Below are 16,881 nucleotides of genomic sequence, written 5' to 3' on the forward strand. Positions count from 1 at the left end.
CTAGCGGTCGGTAAATGTTTTGTCCCTGATTAATCGTCAGTCGAGAGAGTCTGTGAAAACGTAAACACGGTTTTTGACACTGTATAGCGTACATAGTGTGGCATGTCGAAGACGATGATGCAGCAGGCAACGTGTGCGTGTGGGTTCAGTGTAACTTCGGAAAACGAAGACGAACTCGTGAAAATCATCCAGGACCACGCACACAGCAAACACGACAAAGAGATGACCGTCGCAGACGTAAAGGCGATGGCGAAGCAGGTCTGACCGAACTGCGAGAGGCGTGGATTTTTATAGGACGGCGTAGGGATATGTGGCATGGCAACGTACGTTATGGGCACGAACTCGGTACACACCAGTGCCGAACTCTGTGACTACCTCTCGCGACGTATCGAGACGGGCGACGTGGTTCACGTCGTCAACTCCCACAAAGGCGGCGACAGTACAGACAGTGACGACGTTCGTGACGGCGACGACGCACTGAACGTCGTCTCCTCTCGACTCGGTGACTTCGTCACCGTCGAAACACACCAGTACATCCGAGGTAACGAGGCGGCCGAAGACATCCTCGAATGTGCCGACGAACAGGGTGCCGACGAAATCGTCATCGGCGTCAGAAAACGGAACCCGACCTCGAAAATCGTCTTCGGGAGTACCGCACAGGACGTGCTCTTGTCGTCGAACGTCCCGATGGCGGTCGTTCCGCTCGAAAAAGTCTACTGAGACCGCCTCAGTTTCCGGGCCGGTACTCGACGAGTGTCATCTCGAAGACCGGTTCGTCGTCACCTTCCTCCTCGTAGAACGCCATGTAGCCCGGGAGTGGACTCTCTGGGGAGACACAACTCTCCCAGAACACGCTGCCGTTCGTGCGTACCACGAAGTTCGCACAGTCGAGGCCCGCGTACGACGAGGTACGCTCGACTGTGAAACTCACGTCCCCGTTCGTGCCCGAGGCTTCCCAGCTATCACCGACTTCGAGCGTCTCGCCCTCGACACCGCTGTAGTACGGCGAGTTGAATCCGACAGTCGCAATCGACCCGGACGGACTTCCGGAGAGTTCGCTGTAGAGTTCGTCTCGCGCCGCGGTCACGGTCTGTTCACTGGTGGAGTCTTCGGTGACGACTTTCGTCCGGATGGTCACTTCGTCTTCCGTCGCGTCGAGGACTTCCCATTCGTACGTCGCCGTGCCGTCGATATTTGGTGAGGTTATCTCGTATCGGTAGTACTGTCCTTCGCGGAACTGTTGGTCCCACGATTGATTGAAGTCGAACATCATCGAGTTCGAGTCGCCGTTGTTCGCCCCACCACTGCCATCGTCGCCACCCGTCGGCGTCGTCGTGACGGTTGCGGTGAGGTTTCCGGTCTCTGTCGCCGTCGTGGTCGCGTCTTCACCACCAGTCCCACCCGAACATCCGGCCACGAGGACCAGAGATGCAACGAGGAGGGCTTTCCACATCGAGTGCATACCCCTACTGAAGACAGTCGGGGTTATAATATCGGCGTGTACCTGACTATCTCGGGTTCGAGACGGTAGAGAAACGAGACGCGATTACTCGGCCGATTCGTCGAGGACTTTCTCGGCGAGCGTCGGGACGAACGTCCCGATGTCGGTCACCATCCCGATTGCCTGCGACGACCCCCTGTCGAGGAGTTGCGTGACGGTGGCGGGGTTGATGTCCACGCAGACGGTCTTCGCCGTCGACGGCAGACAGTTTCCGACGGCGACGGAGTGCAGGAGCGTCGAAAGCATGAGCACCATGTCGGCTTGGTGGGCCTGCTCACGGATGGCGTTCTGTGCTTCGATGGTGTCGGTGATGGTGTCCGGAAGTGGGCCGTCGTCGCGGATGGACCCTGCGAGGACGTACGGCACGTCGTTCTTCACGCACTCGTACATCACACCCTCTTTGATGAGTCCCTCCTCGACGGCGGACTCGATGCCGCCCGCACGGATGACCTCGCTGATGGTGTAGATGTGGTGTTTGTGGCCCTTCCGGGGGTGTTCCATCGTCTCCATGTCCATGCCGAGAGACGTGCCGTAGAGGCCGCGTTCGATGTCGTGGGTGGCGAAGCCGTTCCCAGCGGAAATCATGTCGATGTACCCCTCTCGGATGAGACGGGCGAGTGCGTCGCCGCCGCCGGAGTGAATGAGTGCCGGACCGGCGACGACGAGGACGTTGCCGCCCTCCTCTTTGGTCTCTCGAAGTGCGTCGGCAACTTCGCCGATGAGCGACTCGGACGGTCGTTCCGAGGAGACGCCGCCTTGCATGAATCCGAACGGACCGGAGGCGTCACGGGGGCGTTCCGGCGGTTTGACGCGGATACCCGCCTCGTCGGTGACGACGAGGTCACCCTCCTCGACGCTGTTGAGGACTTTCGTGTAGGCGCGTGGACCGTCGGGTGCGTCGGGGTCGACGACTATCGCGCAGTCCATCTCGATATCTTCGACCGGGAGCCATCGTCCGTCGTAGCGGACTTCGGTCGGGTGGTTGGTCGTCGAGTAGAACCCGACCGGGACGACCTGGTCTGCGGGCGAGGGTTCGACGTGTGCGTCCACGGGGTCGGTGAGGTTCGCCCCGATTTGGTGGAGTTCGTGGAGAATCTCCTGAAGGTCCGACTCGTCGTCCGCCGAGACCGACATCCGGCAGTACGACGTCTTATCTTTCTGTCGTCCGACGTCGAACTCCTCGATGTCGAAGTTCCCCCCGAGGTCCATCACGATACCCATGGCCTGTTGCATCATCCCGGAGTCGATGATGTGGCCTTCGAGTTCGACCGTGCGCGTGTTCGTCATCGACGGAGAATCGGCCGTGGGGGCAAAGTGGGTTACGACCGCGACAGTTCACCGACGACGACGCATTCGCTCACGGCGAAGCGAGAGAACAAAACGATGGACTGGCAGACCGGCAGGCCTCAGAGGAGGAAGCCTTTGAAGACGTTGGCGACGGTCCAGACGGCTTGGTCGACGAGGTGGCCCTTCTCACCCGAGACTCGGATACGGTCGTCGCGGACCGCCTGTTCGACTTCTCCCAGTGGGTCAGACGACGCGGCTATCGCTTCGAGCGTCTGGCGGTCGGTGCTGATGCGCGTCGAGGCGTCGGCATTCGGTCCGGTCGCAACGTTCGAGATGGTCATGTCGTCTTCGACGCTGGCCGAGAACACGTGGGTCTCGCCCCCGTCATCGATGTAGACGTTCACCGTCTTTCCGGCGATGAGGCTCCTAGCGAACGAGACGTCCAACTGGTCGACGTTGTCGTTGTAGAGGGCGACACCCTCGTCGAGGAGTGCCTTCATCTCTTCGTCGCTGGGTGTCTCTGACTCCTGTGCGAGGACGGGACCCGACGCAGAGACGAGTGCGAGGACGAGGAACAACGAGACGAGCGTACGGACAGAATTCATAATCGAGTGACGTACGTCGCCGGGGGACATAACCGTTCCCGCGAGAGTTAAACAGACGAACAGGTTCGGTTACGCGACTGCCTGTAAGAACGACAGAAGGTGGCCGAACGTCTGCTCGAAGGTTCGGTCGTAGTGGTCGAAGTGACCTGCCGGCAGTTCGACGAGCGTCGCGTTTGTGAGTTCGTCGGCGAGGGAGGCGACGTCGTCTGTAGGAGCGAGTTCGTCGCGCGTTCCGGCGACGAGGAGCACCGGGCAGGTGATGGCATCCGGGTCCGAGAGCGCGCGGTAGCGGAACATCGAGAGGAACACCCGTGCAGGAGTCTCGTCACGCCACGTGCTCCCCGGTGGGACGAGTTCACGGTACTCGCCACGAACCACCGTGTCTTCGAAGACGGACATTGACGTGCCATCGCCGAGGACTGGGACGCGATACGGGCCGAGGAGTCGAGACTGGAGTTTGTCGCGGACGCCAGCGCCGAGTGCAGCGAGTGTGCCGCGGACACCCCGGCCACCCATCACACCAGACCCGTCGAGCATCGGGTTCTGTGCGACGACGGCAGCGACACGAGTGTCTTCGGCGGCGACGCGGAGCGCGTAGCCACCGGATAGGCCAGCACCCCAGAGGACGATACGGTTTCCGTCGATTTCGGAGCGTTCGCGGAGTCCTTCGAGTGCCGCGTGCCAGTCGTCGACTTGTTCGTCGGGCGCGACGAGGTTCCGCGGTTCGCCATCCGAGTCGCCGACGTTTCGATAGTCGAAGAGGAACGCGGCGTACCCTGCTTCTGCTAACCGTTCTGCGTAGGGTCGAAGGCCGAAGCGTCGTTCTGCGGCGAGTTCACCTGCCATGACGACGACGGGAGGAGTTTCAACGCCATCCGGGCGGTAGAGCCATCCTGCACACGCTATGCCGTCGCTCTCGAAGGTGAGTGAGACACGTGAGTAGTCGAAGTGCGACGGCCGTCGCGGGCCACGTGCCGCGGGTGGTTCGCCGCGGTGACGCCACGTGCTCACGCGTCGCCCTCCTCGTAGAGACTGTCGAGGACGCGTTTAGAGAGGTCCTCGTCGTCGAGTTCGTAGCGGTTGTACGCTCGAATCCAGTCTTCGTCGAGTCGCCACGTCGCCTGCACGTCGCCCTCGCTACGGAGAATCGTGGCGTCGACTGTCGTCGGTTCCCAGTCGTCGACCTGCGAGAGTTCGAGGAACGCAGTGACGGCACGCCCGACTTCACCGTGGTCGGGTTCGACGTCCGGGAACGCCGTGAGATAGGTCACCGAAATCGAATCGTCGATGGAGAGTGACTCGACACTGATACCGTTTCCACGGAGTGCCTCCTCGACGGCGACAGTCGGTTCGAGGTCGTTCATGGAGCGTGATACGGTACCCGTCGGCTAAACGTTTGCCGCGCGACACGACACTGCGAGAGTTAGACCCGGGCGTCGTGTCGGCGGAGGGCGTCGTGGAGTGAAAAGAGCGGTTCGATGTCGCCGGCGGCGTAGTCGACGAGCAAGCGAGTGAGTTCGGCGTGCGTGTGCGTGTGGTCGATGCCAGCGACGACGCCTTCGACGTATCGCTCCCCGAGGGCCTCACCGACGTGCGCACCTTTGACGTGTGAGTCGTCGATTCCGAGGCTGTCGAGATAGTCAGCCGAGAGGTCGTAGTCGTCGTACCACACGGTGGGTTGGTCGACGCCGGCCTCCTCGCAGGCTTTCCAGAGTGCGGGGATGTCCCTGTTCGACCGGACGGCGTGCGGAAACGCTGTCGCCGCGAGCGTTCCGAGGTCGACGTGGTCCGAAAAGAGTGCGTCAACGTGAGACGGTGCGTCGGGCCAGATGCCTTCGTCTGCGACCTGTCGCGCCCACGCTCGAAGGTGATGTTCGTCGAAGTACTCGCCGTTGTAGGTGACGACTGGACCACCGCGTTTCTCACACCACTCGACGACTGCCCGAAGGAGTTCGGCGGTGTGTTCGACTGCCCAGTCGCCATCGCGGAGGAGGACTTCGACTTCGGTACCGCCGTCGGTTCGGTAGCCGAGTCCGACGGCGACAAGTTCGAAGTCGGCCGTGTTCCGGAAGTCACTCGGCGGTCCGTGCGGGCTCGCCGTCTCGATGTCGAGTGCGAGTCGCCCTTCGTTCATACACTGCCTGTCTCGAATGGGATACAAAAATCGGCAGGGTCGACTGTTCGTCTGTGACTGACCGGAACTCCCGAGTAGGGAGTGACGGCCGTCGTCACTTCTCTCCGTTTCTCGTCGTGTTCTCCGATGGGACCCTCGAAGATGGGTTCGTTTGTGTTCTGAATACGGCGTGCATAACGAGTGTGCACGACGAGAGTAAAACGCACCTGACACGTTCTGTCTCACAGCTACCGAACTGCGAGGCTGCCGGAGGCCGTCTTCGTCCTGCATTTTTCTGAGCGGTGTCCGAGGTTTCGTCGTGCCACCTCGTCTCTCGACGAGTTCCTGATTCGTCGCTCTCTGTGAAATTCTTGGCTCGGTGATGGTTCGTCTGGCGTCTTGATTAACACGCGACTATCCGGTGTTCGCGAGACACAATCACTGTCGGGTCCCGCCGCAATTGGACTCCAGTGTGTTGGAAATGAATGTCCCTCGGAGTGATAGCTAATTAATAACAAATTGTCAACATGTACGATTGCTCGGTGGTGCTTCGACCACCATGGCAGCACGAACAACACTACAAAGCGCACTCGTCGTTCTCGTCGCGGTGACGGTCATGTTCAGCATGGGCGCCGCCGCAGCAGGACACGGCGGTACTGGACCGGCGTGTACAGCAGAAGACGGTGCACAATACCAAGACCAATCGTTCGATCGTGACCAAGACCAATCGCAAGCGGGCTCGGACAACACACAAAGCCAGAGCCAGATAGCGTCGATGGTCGTCGGTCAAGACCAGTGCAGTGACGAAAGTGACCAGTCTCAGTCCCAAGACCTTGGCCAGAACCAAGAACAGGACCAAGACGCGACGGACAGTGACCAGGCCCAGAGCCAGTCGTCCGGTCAGACTGAGGCGCAGAGTCAGTACGGCGAGGACAACGACCAAGAGCAGCGTCAGAGCCTCGACCAAGACCAAGAACAAGACCAGAACGGCGACGAACTCGCCCAAGAGCAGTCGCAGGAGGCAGGTCAGGCGCAGATGGAGAACCAGCGCGGTGAAGGCAACCAGCAATCGCAGACTGAGCGCCTGACGCAGATGCAGATGCAGTCGCAGGGGAACCACCCCATCGTGGGCAGCACACAGTACGGAGACCAGGTCTCCGAACAAATCGGTCAGGTGAACCAGCGCGGTGAGAACAGCGTCCAGGACATCATGGCCGTCATCGACCAACTGCAAGAGCAGTACCAACTCGCTGATTACAGCGACCAAGGCCAAGACCAGTTCGCTCGCCAGCACGCGAACGCTCGCCAGCACGCTGACGACAGCGAACAGACTCTGTCGCAACTTATCGGGCAGTACCACGCCCAGATGCAGTACGGTCAGTACAACGAACAGTACCAAGACCAGTCCGCTCGCCAACACGCGAACGAGCGGCAGTGGGCCGACGACAGTGACCAGTCGCTCAACCAGTACATCGAGCAACTTCGCGACCAGATTCAGGACGCAGAATACAGCTCGCAAGAACACACTCAGGACGCTCGCCAGCACGCGAACCAGCGTCAGTGGGGCGAAGACAACGACCAGGACCTGAGCCAACTCATCTCGCAGGACGCTTCGCAGACCCAGATAGGTGAGTACAACGACCAGTTCGGTGAACAGACCGCCACCCAGCGTGCGAACCAGCGCCAGTGGGGCGAAGACAACGACCAGGACTTCGACCAGGACGCCGTCCAGACGCAAGACCAGTCGCAGGCTGGTGAAGACAACTCCCAGGAACAGACCCAGGAGAACGAACAGCGCGGTCAGCAGCGTCAGTGGGGCGAAGACAACGACCAGAGCCGGACCCAGTCGTCGGCTCAGACGAGCTCCCAGACGCAGACCGGCGAAGACAACGACCAGCAGGCCGACCAGTCGTCGAGCCAGCGTGAACGTCAGCACCAGTCCGGTGAGGACAACACGCAGACGCAAGACCAGACCTCCGACCAGACCGAGAGTCAGAACCAGCAGGGTGAAGACAACAGTCAGGAGCAGTCGCAGACTGACGACCAGCACCAACACGCGACGCAGCAGGACGGCGAAAACAACGACCAGTCGCAAGACCAGACGTCCGTCCAGGGTCAGAGTCAGGACCAGGCTGGCGAAGAAAACGACCAGACGCAGACGCAGGACGCAGACAAGACGCAAGAACAGGAACAGCAGAGCGACGACAGCTCGCAGGACCAGAGCCAGACCTCTGGCCAAGAACAGGTCCAGAACCAGGACGCTGAAGACAGCTCCCAGGACCAGAGCCAGACCGTCGACCAAGACGAAGAACAGACCCAAGAGACCGATGGCAGCAGTCAGTCGCAGGACCAGACTGCGACCCAGACTGAGAGCCAAGAACAGACCGGCGAAGACAACGACCAAGCACAGTCGCAAGACGCTGACCAAGACCAGACCCAAGAGCAGACTGGCGACGACAGCAGTCAGACCCAGAGTCAGACCTCGGGTCAGGGTCAGTCACAGACGCAGTCTGGCGAGGACAACGTCCAGGAGCAGACCCAGGACGCTGACCAAGACCAGACCCAAGAGCAGTCTGCTGACGACAGCAGTCAGACCCAGAGTCAGACGGTGACGCAAACGCAGACGCAGAGCCAGTAAGCGACCACTCTCCTCGAGTTCTCCGCCGGATGCCCGGCGGGACTCTCATTATCTAGAGGTATTCATGAAATCGACAACGAAATCGAGTTCACTGTTGGTGGTTGCTGTCGCGCTTCTCGTCGTCATCGGAACGACTGGGCTCGTCGCACCGATACAGGTCGGATCGAACCAACTGGACGGTGCAGCAGCAGCCTTGGACAGTGGCGCGCAACAACCGAGTATCGCTAACGAACAATCGCAGTACAGTGCAGGGCCCGGTACACCGACCGGAGACGTCTCTGTGTCGAACCCGTCCGACTCAGATTCGGACGACGATGACGCAGGTGACGCCAGTTCGAACCAGGCAGATTCGTCCGCCGACGGTGACGACAACGAGCAATCGCAACACAGCGAAGGACCCGGTTCGCCGACCGGAGACGACTCCGACTCGAACGCGGACGACTCCGATTCAGAGAACTCCGACTCGAATTCGGGTAACTCTGGGTCGAATTCGGACGACTCCGACTCCAATTCAGACGACTCTGATTCGAACTCGGACAGTTCCGAGTCGTCTGACCACCACGACGACAACCCCGACCGCGCCGACGGCGCGGACGGGAGCGTGAACCCCTCCGAGAACACCGGTCCGAGTGAGGACAGCGACCAATCGAGCGACCAAACGGTCGACCAATCGCAGGACCAATCGCAGTCCGGCGAGGACAACGACCAGTCGCAGGGTCAGGCCTTCGCGCGCGGACAAGACCAGTCGCAGTCCGGCGAAGACAACGACCAAGACCAGTCCCAAGACGGGAACCAGCGGCAGACGCAGGCCCAGTCTGGCGAAGACAGTAGCCAGACGCAGGGGCAGGCCACTGGACAGACGCAGACCCAGACCCAAGACGGGACGGCCAACCAGCAGAACGAAGAACAGGACGCCGCACAGCGTCAGAGTCAGACCCAGAGCGGCGACGACAGCGAGCAGTGCCAGACCGAAGATACGACGCAAGAACAGGAGCAAGCACAAGACAGTGAGGACAGCGAACAGTCGCAAGGTCAACTCGCCGATCAAGACCAGAGTCAAGCACAGTCCGGCGACGACAGCACGCAGTGCCAGAGTCAGACGGACACGCAGTCGCAGGACCAAGAACAGACTGGCGAGAGCAACGACCAGTCGCAACGCCAGTCGGACGACCAGGCTCAACAGCAGAGTCAGTCCGGCGACGACAGTGACCAGGCGCAAGGCCAAGAGAGCGAGCAGACGCAAGACCAGGCCCAGTCCGGCGAAGACAACGACCAGCAACAGCGTCAGTCCGACGACCAGACACAACAGCAGACGCAGTCCGCTGACGACAGCGACCAAACACAGGACCAGACGTCCGACCAGGGTCAAAGTCAGCGTCAGACCGGCGACGGTGCCGAGCAAGACCAGTCGCAGGACACAGACCAGACGCAAGACCAGACCCAGTCCGGCGAAGACAGTTCGCAGGACCAGTCGCAAGATGCCGACCAGTCGCAAGACCAAACTCAGTCCGACGACGATTCGTCGCAGAACCAGCGACAGACGTCTGACCAGAATCAGGCCCAGAGTCAGAGCGGTGACGGCAACACCCAGACACAGGGCCAGACGTCCGACCAGGACCAGGCGCAAGGTCAGTCCGGCGGCGACCAGGACCAGACGCAGTCGGTAGCCCAGTCGCAGTCGCAGGAACAAGACACCGGGTCGCAGGCAGGTCAGGGCCAAGGTCAAGCCCAGGGGACCACCTCGTCGAACGACGACCAGGTGTCGTCGAACATCGACGTTCAGGTTCAGGTCACCGTCGACGGCCAGACCTATCAGGGCCAGACGCAAGTCTCCAGTCAGACCCAACAACAGTCTGGCACTGTGATGACCGACGGCGGCCAGACGCAGGGTCAGACCATCATCCAGACGCAGGTCCAGATTCAAATCGGCGATAACAACCAGCAGTCGCAGAGCCAGAGCGCCGACCAGGACCAAGAACAGTCTGCGAGTGACGCGTCGAGCGACTCAGACGACTCGACGAGTGGAACCCAAAGCGAGAGTCAGTCGACTACCCAGTCGCAAGGTCAGGTGCAAGTCGGCGACGGCAACTCCCAGAGTCAGAGTCAGAGCGCTGAAGAAGAGCAGAGACAGGGTGACGGGTCGAGTTCCGACGACGGCGAGAGCCACTCCGAGGAAACCGACTCTAACAGTACCGACAACGCTTCGGACTCGACTGAAGACGCTGGAAGTGAGTCGAACGACTCCACCGACTCGAATGACGGCGGCGAGCAGACTGACAACTCGTCGTCTGACGGCGGCGAGCAAACCGACAGTTCGTCATCCGACGACTCGAACAACGAACAGAACCAGACCGACGACATCGACACGAGTTCCGACTCGGACGACGGTTCGTCGGAGAACTAACCGAATCGACACCGACATCGGTCTCCCGGCCGATGTCGTGCGCTTTGGTCCAACTCTTTATCGACAGTGCCTCGCGAGACACCCGTGGTTCACCTGTGGACGAACGTCAGTCGGGGTAGACATAACAGTCACTCGCCCAACATTTACATCGTGCCTCCGCCCGTTCTATCGCGTATGGCTCGAAGACCAAGGGCGGAAGCGCGGCGAGCGAGACGAGAAGACCGCGGTATCGGACGCCGTGGCGGGAGACGAGAGTGGGAGCGCTACAAGATGACGCAGAAGCTCATCTCTATCGGGGACGACTTCTACGTCGAGAATCAGGCCGGGATGCGTGTGTTCAAAATCGACGGGAAGGCCCTCCGCGTCCGGGACACCCTCGTGATGGAGGACCTCCAGAGCGGGGACACCTACAGAATTCAAGAGAAAATCGTCCGCATCAAGGACACCATGACGGTACAGAAGGACGGTCGCCCCGAAGCGACTATCAAGAAAGCACTCATCACGCCCCTCCGAGACCGGTTTACCATCTCCATCGGTGGTGGCCGTGACCTCACGGTGAAAGGGAACATCCTCGACCACGAGTACAGGCTGATGCGCAACGGTGAACGCGTCGCAGAAGTCTCGAAGAAGTGGTTCCGTATCCGCGACTCCTACGGTATCGAAGTCTCCCCGGAGATGGACACTGGTCTCGTGGTCGCCTGTACAGTCGCCCTCGACATGATGGTTCACCCAACGCGGTGACAGACGACAAATTCGCGCGATGACAGACGACGAGAGAACGTCACGGGTACGACAGACCCTCGTCGACTCTCTCCGCGAACGCGGTCACATCTACACGACGAGAGTCGCGAACGCGGTCGTGACGACGGAGGACGGCCGAATCGAACGGACGAACTACGGTGGGGTTCGGTTCGTGCCGCTGGTGGGTTCGCACGGGTTTGCTGAAGAAGAGTGAGTGTCGCCACTCACGTCGCGAGTAAAATGAAAAGTGGACAGGTGTTCCTTACTCGCTGCCGAACATCTGGCGCATCATCGGGTGCATCTCCATGAGCTGCTCCTCGGCAATCTCCTCGTACAGTTTGTACGTGATGGAGACCGTAAGCAGCAGCCCCGTCCCGGAGACGGCACCGATGGTACCCAGCATGTTCGCCATGACGGCGAGCAGGCCGACGAGCGCGCCACCGATGACGGTCACTTGCGGGATGTACCGCTCCATGACCTTCTCGATGACCTGCGGGTTACGTCGGAAACCGGGAATCTGCATCCCGGAGTTCTGAATCTGTCGTGCAGTCGATTCGGGCCCCATGCCCGTCGTCTCGACCCAGAAGACAGCGAACACCGCGCCACCGACAATCATGAACGCGAGGTCGATGAGGACGCGGATGGCGATGTCGAGCGGGTCGGCCGACGTGAGACCCAGGAACCACATCCAATCGGAGCGCGACTGGATGGGCGCGAGGTAGTAGAACAGGCCACCGGTGACCTGTCCACTCGCGTACTCGCCCAGCCACGCAGGCATTCCTGCCCACTGGCTGTCGAGGATTCGCCCGAGGAACTGGATGTTCGCCTGCAGGGCACGGACGAGAATCATCGGCAGGACACTCGCGTAGATGAGTTTGACCGGGAAGCGACCGCGGGCACCCTTCACACGAGCGTGCGAGAGAGGAATCTCCACGCGGACACTCTCGGCGTACACGACGATGCCGAAGATGAGCACCGTCGTGATGAGCGCGAGCAGTTGGCCCTGACCGAGGAAGATGGTCGACAGCAGGTCAGTCGGCGAGGACGGTAGTTCGACGGAACCGGAGATGATTCCGAACCACGTCGGGAAGAAGCCCGACGCGCCACCGAGACCCTGCCAACTGAACAGCCCACCGACGAGCTGCTGGCTGACACCGGCGATGATGAACAGCCCAACACCGGAGCCGACGCCCCACTTGCTGACGATCTCGTCCATGAACAGGATGAGGACACCACCGACGGCAATCTGCGCGAAGATGAGACTCTTCACGCCGAAAGAACCGATGCCGAGCGAGGCCGCGACGGCCGGGTCGGCCGGCAGGAAGTTGCCGGCGAACACCATCGGCAGGCCCGTCAGGACGATCATGACCCCGACGAGCAACTTCTGGAGGCCCTGATAGAGGACCTGGTCGCGCGGGTTGTTGTCGGTGTCGAGCCCGAGCAGGTCAGCACCGCCAAGCAGTTGTAAGACGATGCTTGCCGTGACGATTGGACCGATGCCCAGTTGGAGCACCGACCCTTGCTGGCCGGCCAAGATGGACCGGAACTGACCGAAGAGGTCGTTCGCGGCCGCAGCGTCGACGCCGAACAGCGTCACGTTCGTCAGGAAGAAGTACAGGACGAGGATGCCACCCGTCCACCCGAGTTTCCGGCGGAACGGTACGTGTCCCTCCGGTCGGGCGACTGCGGGCATCCGCGCCAGCACTGGTTCGGCGGCGTCCTTCCATCCCATGATTTATTCCTCGTCGTCCTGGTCGGCGTCGGCTTCAGCTTCCGCTTCCGCTTCGGCCGCTTCTTCTGCGCGTTCGGAGAGTTCTGCGCTGCCGCCAGCCTCTTCGATGAGTTCGACGGCACCGGCGGTGAACGCGTCGGCGACGACGTTCAGTTCGTTGCGAACTTGCCCGCCACCGAGCACCTTGACGACGTCCGCTTCCCAGCCGTCCTCGGCCACGTCGCGAGCGTCGATGGTGTAGGCGTCACCGTCTTTCTCGGCGAGTCCGTCGGCGGCGAGGAGGGCAGCGTCCTCGTCAAGCTTCTGGACCTTGACTTCGGCGACGGTGTCCTGCAGGACGTCCGGTCGCTTGAAGCCGTGCTTGCCGAGCGGTTCGTAGTTGTGGAATTCGTGCTTGTCGCGCCCGGCACGGCCGCGGCCACCACGGTGTCCGGCACCACGCCGGTTCTTGTGGGTACCGCCGCTGTGGGTCCGGGAGCCACGCTGGCGTCGTTTCTTAGACGTCATCGCATTGCCTCCAGGAGTTCGTCGATTTGGTCGGTCTCGTGCTTACCGAGTTGACCGCCTTCCTTCGTGACGTGCTTCTGGCCGCGGTGGCCACCACGTGCCGGGTGGAGACGGAGGACCGGGGAGATGCCCTGTTCGCGCAGGGTCGTCTCTTCGTCGTAGACGGCCTGTGCGAGCGAGGTCACGTCCTCGAAGTCCGTGTTCTCGGAGACCCATTCGTCCGTGATGTCGCCGGAGCCCTTCTCGGGTTCGGCGCGGGTGCGGACGAGCGTCTCGACGACGTCGACACTCGGCGTGCCGTGTGCGACGTAGTCGTTGACCTTCGTGATCATTCCACGGTAGGTGTCGGTCTCGGGGACGAACGTCGCGTGGTTGACACGGTGGATGTTGAGCATCGACAGCGTGTCACGGACGTCCTGTGCCATGTCGACTTCACCGCGAAGTTGGACGATAGCCTGCATCAGTCGCGCACCTCCTGACGAATCTCACGAGCGCGTTGCGGAGTACGGGACTGCGACGCGTTCTTGAGTGCGTTGTACGTTGCCTTGGCGAGGTTGACGGTCGTTCGCGTATTCCCGTCACTCTTGGTCCAGGCGTCCTGGACGCCGGCGAGTTCGAGGATGTTGCGGACCGTCTCTGCGGCCGCGAGGCCGAGACCCTGCGGTGCCGGGATGATTCGGACCGTCACGGAGCCTGCTTTCCCTTCTGCCTTGCGCGAGAGGGAGTTGAGGCCACCTGCACGGTCTTCCCAGGAACCGGAGCCGCGGTCAACCTTGATAATGTTCAGTTTCGCCACCTCGATAGCTTTCTGAATCGCCCCGCCGACCTGGTCGTCGCGGGCTTCAGCATAGCCGAGGTAGCCGTCACGGTTACCGACAGCAACGACACACCGGAACTTCACCCGGCGGCCGGAGTCGGTCATGCGCTGAACCATGTTGATGTCGAGAACTTCGTCTTCCAGTCCGGGGAGGAGCTGGTCGACGATCTGGGGCTCCTTGAGCGGAAGCCCGGTCTCGAGCGCGTGGTCCATCGACGTGACGTCGCCGTTCTGCACCATGCGGCCGAGCCGCGTTCGCGGCTCCCAGCCGTTGTTATTTCTGCTCATTCGTCCTCCTGAAGGTTCCCGAGCACTTCGTCGAAGTGGTCGGGGAGGTTCGTGGCGTCGAAGTCTCCACTGTAGAGCGGCTCGTCGAGCTGCTCTGCGTACTCTGCGATGTGGACACCGCGGTTGCGGTCCCAGTCAGCGAGCACTGCGTCGTTGTGGGGGATTTCGAGGCCAGCGTCGATAGCACCCTCCTGCACTGCGAAGACCTTGTTTCCGGGCGTGGCCGTGTTGAGGCCGATGTCGAGGACCGCTTCCTCGACGCCGGCGGCCAGCGCCCGCTTGCCTGCCAGGTACCCCGTGAGGTACGCGCTCGGGAGGTTGCCCGTGGGGGCTTCCCAGCCGTACTCGGCGAGGTCGGCAGAGGTCGCTGCAGCGTGGGTCTCGTCGCCCTGCGGGCCCGGCGTGACCAGCTGCGCCCTGACGTGCTTGTTGCTCACGCGAGCAACGAGGCGGGGTTTACCCGATTTCAGCAGGCGCAACCTTTGATGGTAGTCCGTCCGGACTTCGCGGCGGCGACGCATCGGAACCTTGTATCGTGGTCCTGTCGCCATTATTGAATCTCCACCTGGTAGTTGTTCTGGATGTATGCTTCGAGCCGGTCCACGCTGTCGAATTCGCCACCGGACGCCTTGTTGTAGAGCGAGCGGTACTGGGTACGGTCGAGCGTACCGTCGTCACGCAGCTCTTTCAGGCGACGGCGCTGGGCGCGGATTCGGCTGACCCATGCGTCTTTCTTGTTCTTCCGAGCGCCGGAACGGCCCTTGCGGGAGCCGGCACCCTTACGGTGACCGTAGGAACGCTTGGCGGCGCGCTCGCGTGCGCGTCCTTTCGAGTTGCCCTTGGCGTCCTTCGCACGAATCGTGCCCTCGTCGACGAGTTCACGAATGTCTTCGCGCGTGATGGCCTCCGCGATGTCGGACTGTGCGTCGGGGTCGAACCACACACGGCCCTTACCGACGTCGAGGACGTCAGCGGCCATGCGCTTCTGTGCTTTCAGGTCCGTCATCAGTTGTCCACCTCGACTTCGACGTAGGTGGGGTTGAGGACGCGAATCTCGCGGTCCTCACACTCTTCCTCGATGCGCTCGCGCTTGCGCGCGCCGACCGAGGACGCGATACGAACGGCCTGCGTGTCGCCGTCGACGCCTTCGAGGTCGTCCGTGTTGAACACGCGGACTTCCTCGAAGCCGGACGGGTGCAGACCACGGGCGGCCTTCGGCGTGCGGTAACCCGCTTCGACCTTGGGGCCTTTGCCCTTGATGCCACGGCGCTGCTTGGAGAGACCACCACGGGGGCGACGCCACGACGTGGGCGTGCGCTTCTTCTTGTGGTAGTCTTGCCGGTTGAACTGCGGCTTGCCTTCGCGGCGCTTCTGTGCGAGGGCCGCGGCCTTCTCGGCGTCGAGTTCGGGCTTCTTGTCCGCGTGGCCGCGGGGGCGAAGTTCGGTCTCGACGTCTTCGGCTGGCTCTTCTTCGGCTTCTTCGGACTCGTCTTCGACCTCAGCCTCCGCCTCTTCGGAGACTTCGAGGCCACCGACGTCGGCCTTGATACGCGCAGCGAGCGCGTTACCAATGCCGTCGACCTCGGCCAGTTCGGACTGGCTCGCGGCCTGCACGTCGTCGACAGTCTCGAAACCTGCGTCGCGGAGTGCGTCAGCCTTCGACGGGCCGACACCGCTGATGTCTTCGAGTTCGGTGATTTCTTCCGACATTAGGCACCACCGGTCTTGGGTTTCTGGGTGATGTACACGCCGTCGGTGAACACGCGAGTGTCCTTGTCCGTGACGCGAGTGAGTTGTTCGATGTCGGCGGCAGTCTGCCCGACGTCCTCCTTGCTGGGGCCGCTCAGGGTGACTTCTTCGCCGTCGACCTGTACCTCTGTGTCACCGCGAATCTCTGCTCGTCGCGGGGACTTCTCGCCGAGGAAGTTCTTGATGACGACTTCGTCACCTTCGACGCTCACTTGCATCGGGAAGTGAGCGTAGTGGACTTCCATCTGGTACTCCCATCCCTCGGTGACGCCGTGAAGCATGTTGTTCACGTGGCTCTCGAAGGTGCCGATCGTCGCGTTCGTCTTCGCGTTCTCGACGTCGGTCTCGATGGCCACGGAACCGTCTTCGACGGTGACCGAGATATTCGGGTACCACAGGCGCTTGGTGACGCTGCCGTTGGAACCCTCGACGGTGAGTTCGAGGTTGTCGACCTCGGCGGTTACCTCGTCCGGGATTTCGATTTCTATTCGGCTCATTG

General features: G+C 61.6%; 20 protein-coding genes. 6 read left to right on the forward strand and 14 right to left on the reverse strand.

The window, feature by feature from the left end:
- Positions 1 to 102 precede the first annotated feature (102 nt).
- Together GJR96_RS09495 and GJR96_RS09500 are read left to right on the forward strand one after the other, a co-directional pair.
- A complete protein-coding gene (locus tag GJR96_RS09495) occupies positions 103 to 264 on the forward strand; it encodes a DUF1059 domain-containing protein (RefSeq protein WP_151162720.1) in 162 nt (53 codons plus the stop codon).
- A gap of 51 nt (positions 265 to 315) precedes the next feature.
- Complete coding sequence (locus GJR96_RS09500) at positions 316 to 720, forward strand: universal stress protein (protein ID WP_151162721.1); 405 nt, start codon at positions 316 to 318, stop codon at positions 718 to 720.
- A gap of 7 nt (positions 721 to 727) precedes the next feature.
- On the opposite strand, the gene GJR96_RS09505 is transcribed toward GJR96_RS09500, so the two are convergent.
- The 6 genes from GJR96_RS09505 to GJR96_RS09530 form a co-directional block, all read right to left on the reverse strand.
- The gene (locus GJR96_RS09505) at positions 728 to 1,462 is read right to left on the reverse strand and encodes a hypothetical protein (protein ID WP_151162722.1); all 735 of its coding nucleotides are present in this window, start codon (positions 1,460 to 1,462) and stop codon (positions 728 to 730) included.
- 84 nt (positions 1,463 to 1,546) lie between these two features.
- The gene (locus GJR96_RS09510) at positions 1,547 to 2,788 is read right to left on the reverse strand and encodes an ornithine cyclodeaminase (RefSeq protein WP_151162723.1); all 1,242 of its coding nucleotides are present in this window, start codon (positions 2,786 to 2,788) and stop codon (positions 1,547 to 1,549) included.
- 119 nt (positions 2,789 to 2,907) lie between these two features.
- Positions 2,908 to 3,393, reverse strand: a complete 486-nt coding sequence (locus GJR96_RS09515) for a hypothetical protein (RefSeq protein WP_151162724.1) — start codon at positions 3,391 to 3,393, stop codon at positions 2,908 to 2,910.
- 69 nt (positions 3,394 to 3,462) lie between these two features.
- Positions 3,463 to 4,404: an alpha/beta hydrolase gene (locus tag GJR96_RS09520; protein ID WP_151162725.1), complete on the reverse strand. Its 942-nt coding sequence runs from the start codon at positions 4,402 to 4,404 to the stop codon at positions 3,463 to 3,465.
- The gene (locus GJR96_RS09525; RefSeq protein WP_151162726.1) at positions 4,401 to 4,757 is read right to left on the reverse strand and encodes a hypothetical protein; all 357 of its coding nucleotides are present in this window, start codon (positions 4,755 to 4,757) and stop codon (positions 4,401 to 4,403) included. The genes GJR96_RS09520 and GJR96_RS09525 overlap by 4 nt, the downstream gene beginning before the upstream one ends.
- 59 nt (positions 4,758 to 4,816) lie before the next feature.
- Positions 4,817 to 5,527 carry a hypothetical protein gene (locus GJR96_RS09530; RefSeq protein WP_151162727.1) on the reverse strand — a complete coding sequence of 237 codons (711 nt, stop codon included), beginning with the start codon at positions 5,525 to 5,527 and terminating at the stop codon, positions 4,817 to 4,819.
- 538 nt (positions 5,528 to 6,065) lie between these two features.
- On the opposite strand from GJR96_RS09530, the gene GJR96_RS09535 reads away from it, so the two are divergent.
- From GJR96_RS09535 to GJR96_RS18105, 4 genes are all read left to right on the forward strand, one after another.
- The gene (locus GJR96_RS09535; RefSeq protein WP_154326206.1) at positions 6,066 to 8,144 is read left to right on the forward strand and encodes a hypothetical protein; all 2,079 of its coding nucleotides are present in this window, start codon (positions 6,066 to 6,068) and stop codon (positions 8,142 to 8,144) included.
- 64 nt (positions 8,145 to 8,208) lie between these two features.
- The gene (locus GJR96_RS09540) at positions 8,209 to 10,548 is read left to right on the forward strand and encodes a hypothetical protein (protein WP_151162728.1); all 2,340 of its coding nucleotides are present in this window, start codon (positions 8,209 to 8,211) and stop codon (positions 10,546 to 10,548) included.
- Positions 10,549 to 10,722: 174 nt separating this feature from the next.
- Positions 10,723 to 11,289 (forward strand): LURP-one-related/scramblase family protein, encoded by a 567-nt coding sequence (locus GJR96_RS09545; protein ID WP_225317731.1) that lies wholly within the window; start codon positions 10,723 to 10,725, stop codon positions 11,287 to 11,289.
- A gap of 19 nt (positions 11,290 to 11,308) precedes the next feature.
- The gene (locus tag GJR96_RS18105) at positions 11,309 to 11,503 is read left to right on the forward strand and encodes a hypothetical protein (protein WP_191965837.1); all 195 of its coding nucleotides are present in this window, start codon (positions 11,309 to 11,311) and stop codon (positions 11,501 to 11,503) included.
- A gap of 48 nt (positions 11,504 to 11,551) precedes the next feature.
- Here the strand turns inward: GJR96_RS18105 and secY are convergent, their stop codons facing one another.
- From secY to GJR96_RS09590, 8 genes are read right to left on the reverse strand one after another with little or no spacing between them, the layout of a single operon-like run.
- Complete coding sequence (gene secY / locus GJR96_RS09555) at positions 11,552 to 13,021, reverse strand: preprotein translocase subunit SecY (protein WP_151162729.1); 1,470 nt, start codon at positions 13,019 to 13,021, stop codon at positions 11,552 to 11,554.
- 3 nt (positions 13,022 to 13,024) lie between these two features.
- Positions 13,025 to 13,528: an uL15m family ribosomal protein gene (locus GJR96_RS09560; RefSeq protein ID WP_151162730.1), complete on the reverse strand. Its 504-nt coding sequence runs from the start codon at positions 13,526 to 13,528 to the stop codon at positions 13,025 to 13,027.
- Positions 13,525 to 13,989, reverse strand: coding sequence for a 50S ribosomal protein L30 (locus GJR96_RS09565; RefSeq protein ID WP_151162731.1), 465 nt, complete (start codon positions 13,987 to 13,989; stop codon positions 13,525 to 13,527). Before GJR96_RS09565 ends, GJR96_RS09560 begins: the two co-directional genes overlap by 4 nt.
- Positions 13,989 to 14,633 carry a 30S ribosomal protein S5 gene (locus GJR96_RS09570; protein ID WP_058571909.1) on the reverse strand — a complete coding sequence of 215 codons (645 nt, stop codon included), beginning with the start codon at positions 14,631 to 14,633 and terminating at the stop codon, positions 13,989 to 13,991. Before GJR96_RS09570 ends, GJR96_RS09565 begins: the two co-directional genes overlap by 1 nt.
- A complete protein-coding gene (locus GJR96_RS09575; RefSeq protein ID WP_058571910.1) occupies positions 14,630 to 15,184 on the reverse strand; it encodes a 50S ribosomal protein L18 in 555 nt (184 codons plus the stop codon). Before GJR96_RS09575 ends, GJR96_RS09570 begins: the two co-directional genes overlap by 4 nt.
- Positions 15,184 to 15,639 carry a 50S ribosomal protein L19e gene (locus GJR96_RS09580; protein ID WP_151162732.1) on the reverse strand — a complete coding sequence of 152 codons (456 nt, stop codon included), beginning with the start codon at positions 15,637 to 15,639 and terminating at the stop codon, positions 15,184 to 15,186. Before GJR96_RS09580 ends, GJR96_RS09575 begins: the two co-directional genes overlap by 1 nt.
- On the reverse strand, positions 15,639 to 16,343 hold the full coding sequence (locus tag GJR96_RS09585) for a 50S ribosomal protein L32e (RefSeq protein WP_151162733.1): 705 nt from the start codon (positions 16,341 to 16,343) through the stop codon (positions 15,639 to 15,641). The genes GJR96_RS09580 and GJR96_RS09585 overlap by 1 nt, the downstream gene beginning before the upstream one ends.
- Positions 16,343 to 16,879 carry a 50S ribosomal protein L6 gene (locus GJR96_RS09590; protein WP_151162734.1) on the reverse strand — a complete coding sequence of 179 codons (537 nt, stop codon included), beginning with the start codon at positions 16,877 to 16,879 and terminating at the stop codon, positions 16,343 to 16,345. Before GJR96_RS09590 ends, GJR96_RS09585 begins: the two co-directional genes overlap by 1 nt.
- Positions 16,880 to 16,881: the final 2 nt, after the last annotated feature.

Source organism: Haloferax litoreum (assembly GCF_009674605.1).
GTDB lineage: Archaea > Halobacteriota > Halobacteria > Halobacteriales > Haloferacaceae > Haloferax > Haloferax litoreum.

Coding starts and splice junctions, on each gene's coding strand:
- GJR96_RS09495 (WP_151162720.1), top strand. CDS start 103: ATGTCGAAGACGATGATGCAGCAGGCAACGTGTGCGTGTGGGTTCAGT.
- GJR96_RS09500 (WP_151162721.1), top strand. CDS start 316: ATGGCAACGTACGTTATGGGCACGAACTCGGTACACACCAGTGCCGAA.
- GJR96_RS09505 (WP_151162722.1), bottom strand. CDS start 1,462: ATGCACTCGATGTGGAAAGCCCTCCTCGTTGCATCTCTGGTCCTCGTG.
- GJR96_RS09510 (WP_151162723.1), bottom strand. CDS start 2,788: ATGACGAACACGCGCACGGTCGAACTCGAAGGCCACATCATCGACTCC.
- GJR96_RS09515 (WP_151162724.1), bottom strand. CDS start 3,393: ATGAATTCTGTCCGTACGCTCGTCTCGTTGTTCCTCGTCCTCGCACTC.
- GJR96_RS09525 (WP_151162726.1), bottom strand. CDS start 4,757: ATGAACGACCTCGAACCGACTGTCGCCGTCGAGGAGGCACTCCGTGGA.
- GJR96_RS09530 (WP_151162727.1), bottom strand. CDS start 5,527: ATGAACGAAGGGCGACTCGCACTCGACATCGAGACGGCGAGCCCGCAC.
- GJR96_RS09535 (WP_154326206.1), top strand. CDS start 6,066: ATGGCAGCACGAACAACACTACAAAGCGCACTCGTCGTTCTCGTCGCG.
- GJR96_RS09540 (WP_151162728.1), top strand. CDS start 8,209: ATGAAATCGACAACGAAATCGAGTTCACTGTTGGTGGTTGCTGTCGCG.
- GJR96_RS09545 (WP_225317731.1), top strand. CDS start 10,723: ATGGCTCGAAGACCAAGGGCGGAAGCGCGGCGAGCGAGACGAGAAGAC.
- GJR96_RS18105 (WP_191965837.1), top strand. CDS start 11,309: ATGACAGACGACGAGAGAACGTCACGGGTACGACAGACCCTCGTCGAC.
- secY (WP_151162729.1), bottom strand. CDS start 13,021: ATGGGATGGAAGGACGCCGCCGAACCAGTGCTGGCGCGGATGCCCGCA.
- GJR96_RS09560 (WP_151162730.1), bottom strand. CDS start 13,528: ATGACGTCTAAGAAACGACGCCAGCGTGGCTCCCGGACCCACAGCGGC.
- GJR96_RS09565 (WP_151162731.1), bottom strand. CDS start 13,989: ATGCAGGCTATCGTCCAACTTCGCGGTGAAGTCGACATGGCACAGGAC.
- GJR96_RS09570 (WP_058571909.1), bottom strand. CDS start 14,633: ATGAGCAGAAATAACAACGGCTGGGAGCCGCGAACGCGGCTCGGCCGC.
- GJR96_RS09575 (WP_058571910.1), bottom strand. CDS start 15,184: ATGGCGACAGGACCACGATACAAGGTTCCGATGCGTCGCCGCCGCGAA.
- GJR96_RS09580 (WP_151162732.1), bottom strand. CDS start 15,639: ATGACGGACCTGAAAGCACAGAAGCGCATGGCCGCTGACGTCCTCGAC.
- GJR96_RS09585 (WP_151162733.1), bottom strand. CDS start 16,343: ATGTCGGAAGAAATCACCGAACTCGAAGACATCAGCGGTGTCGGCCCG.
- GJR96_RS09590 (WP_151162734.1), bottom strand. CDS start 16,879: ATGAGCCGAATAGAAATCGAAATCCCGGACGAGGTAACCGCCGAGGTC.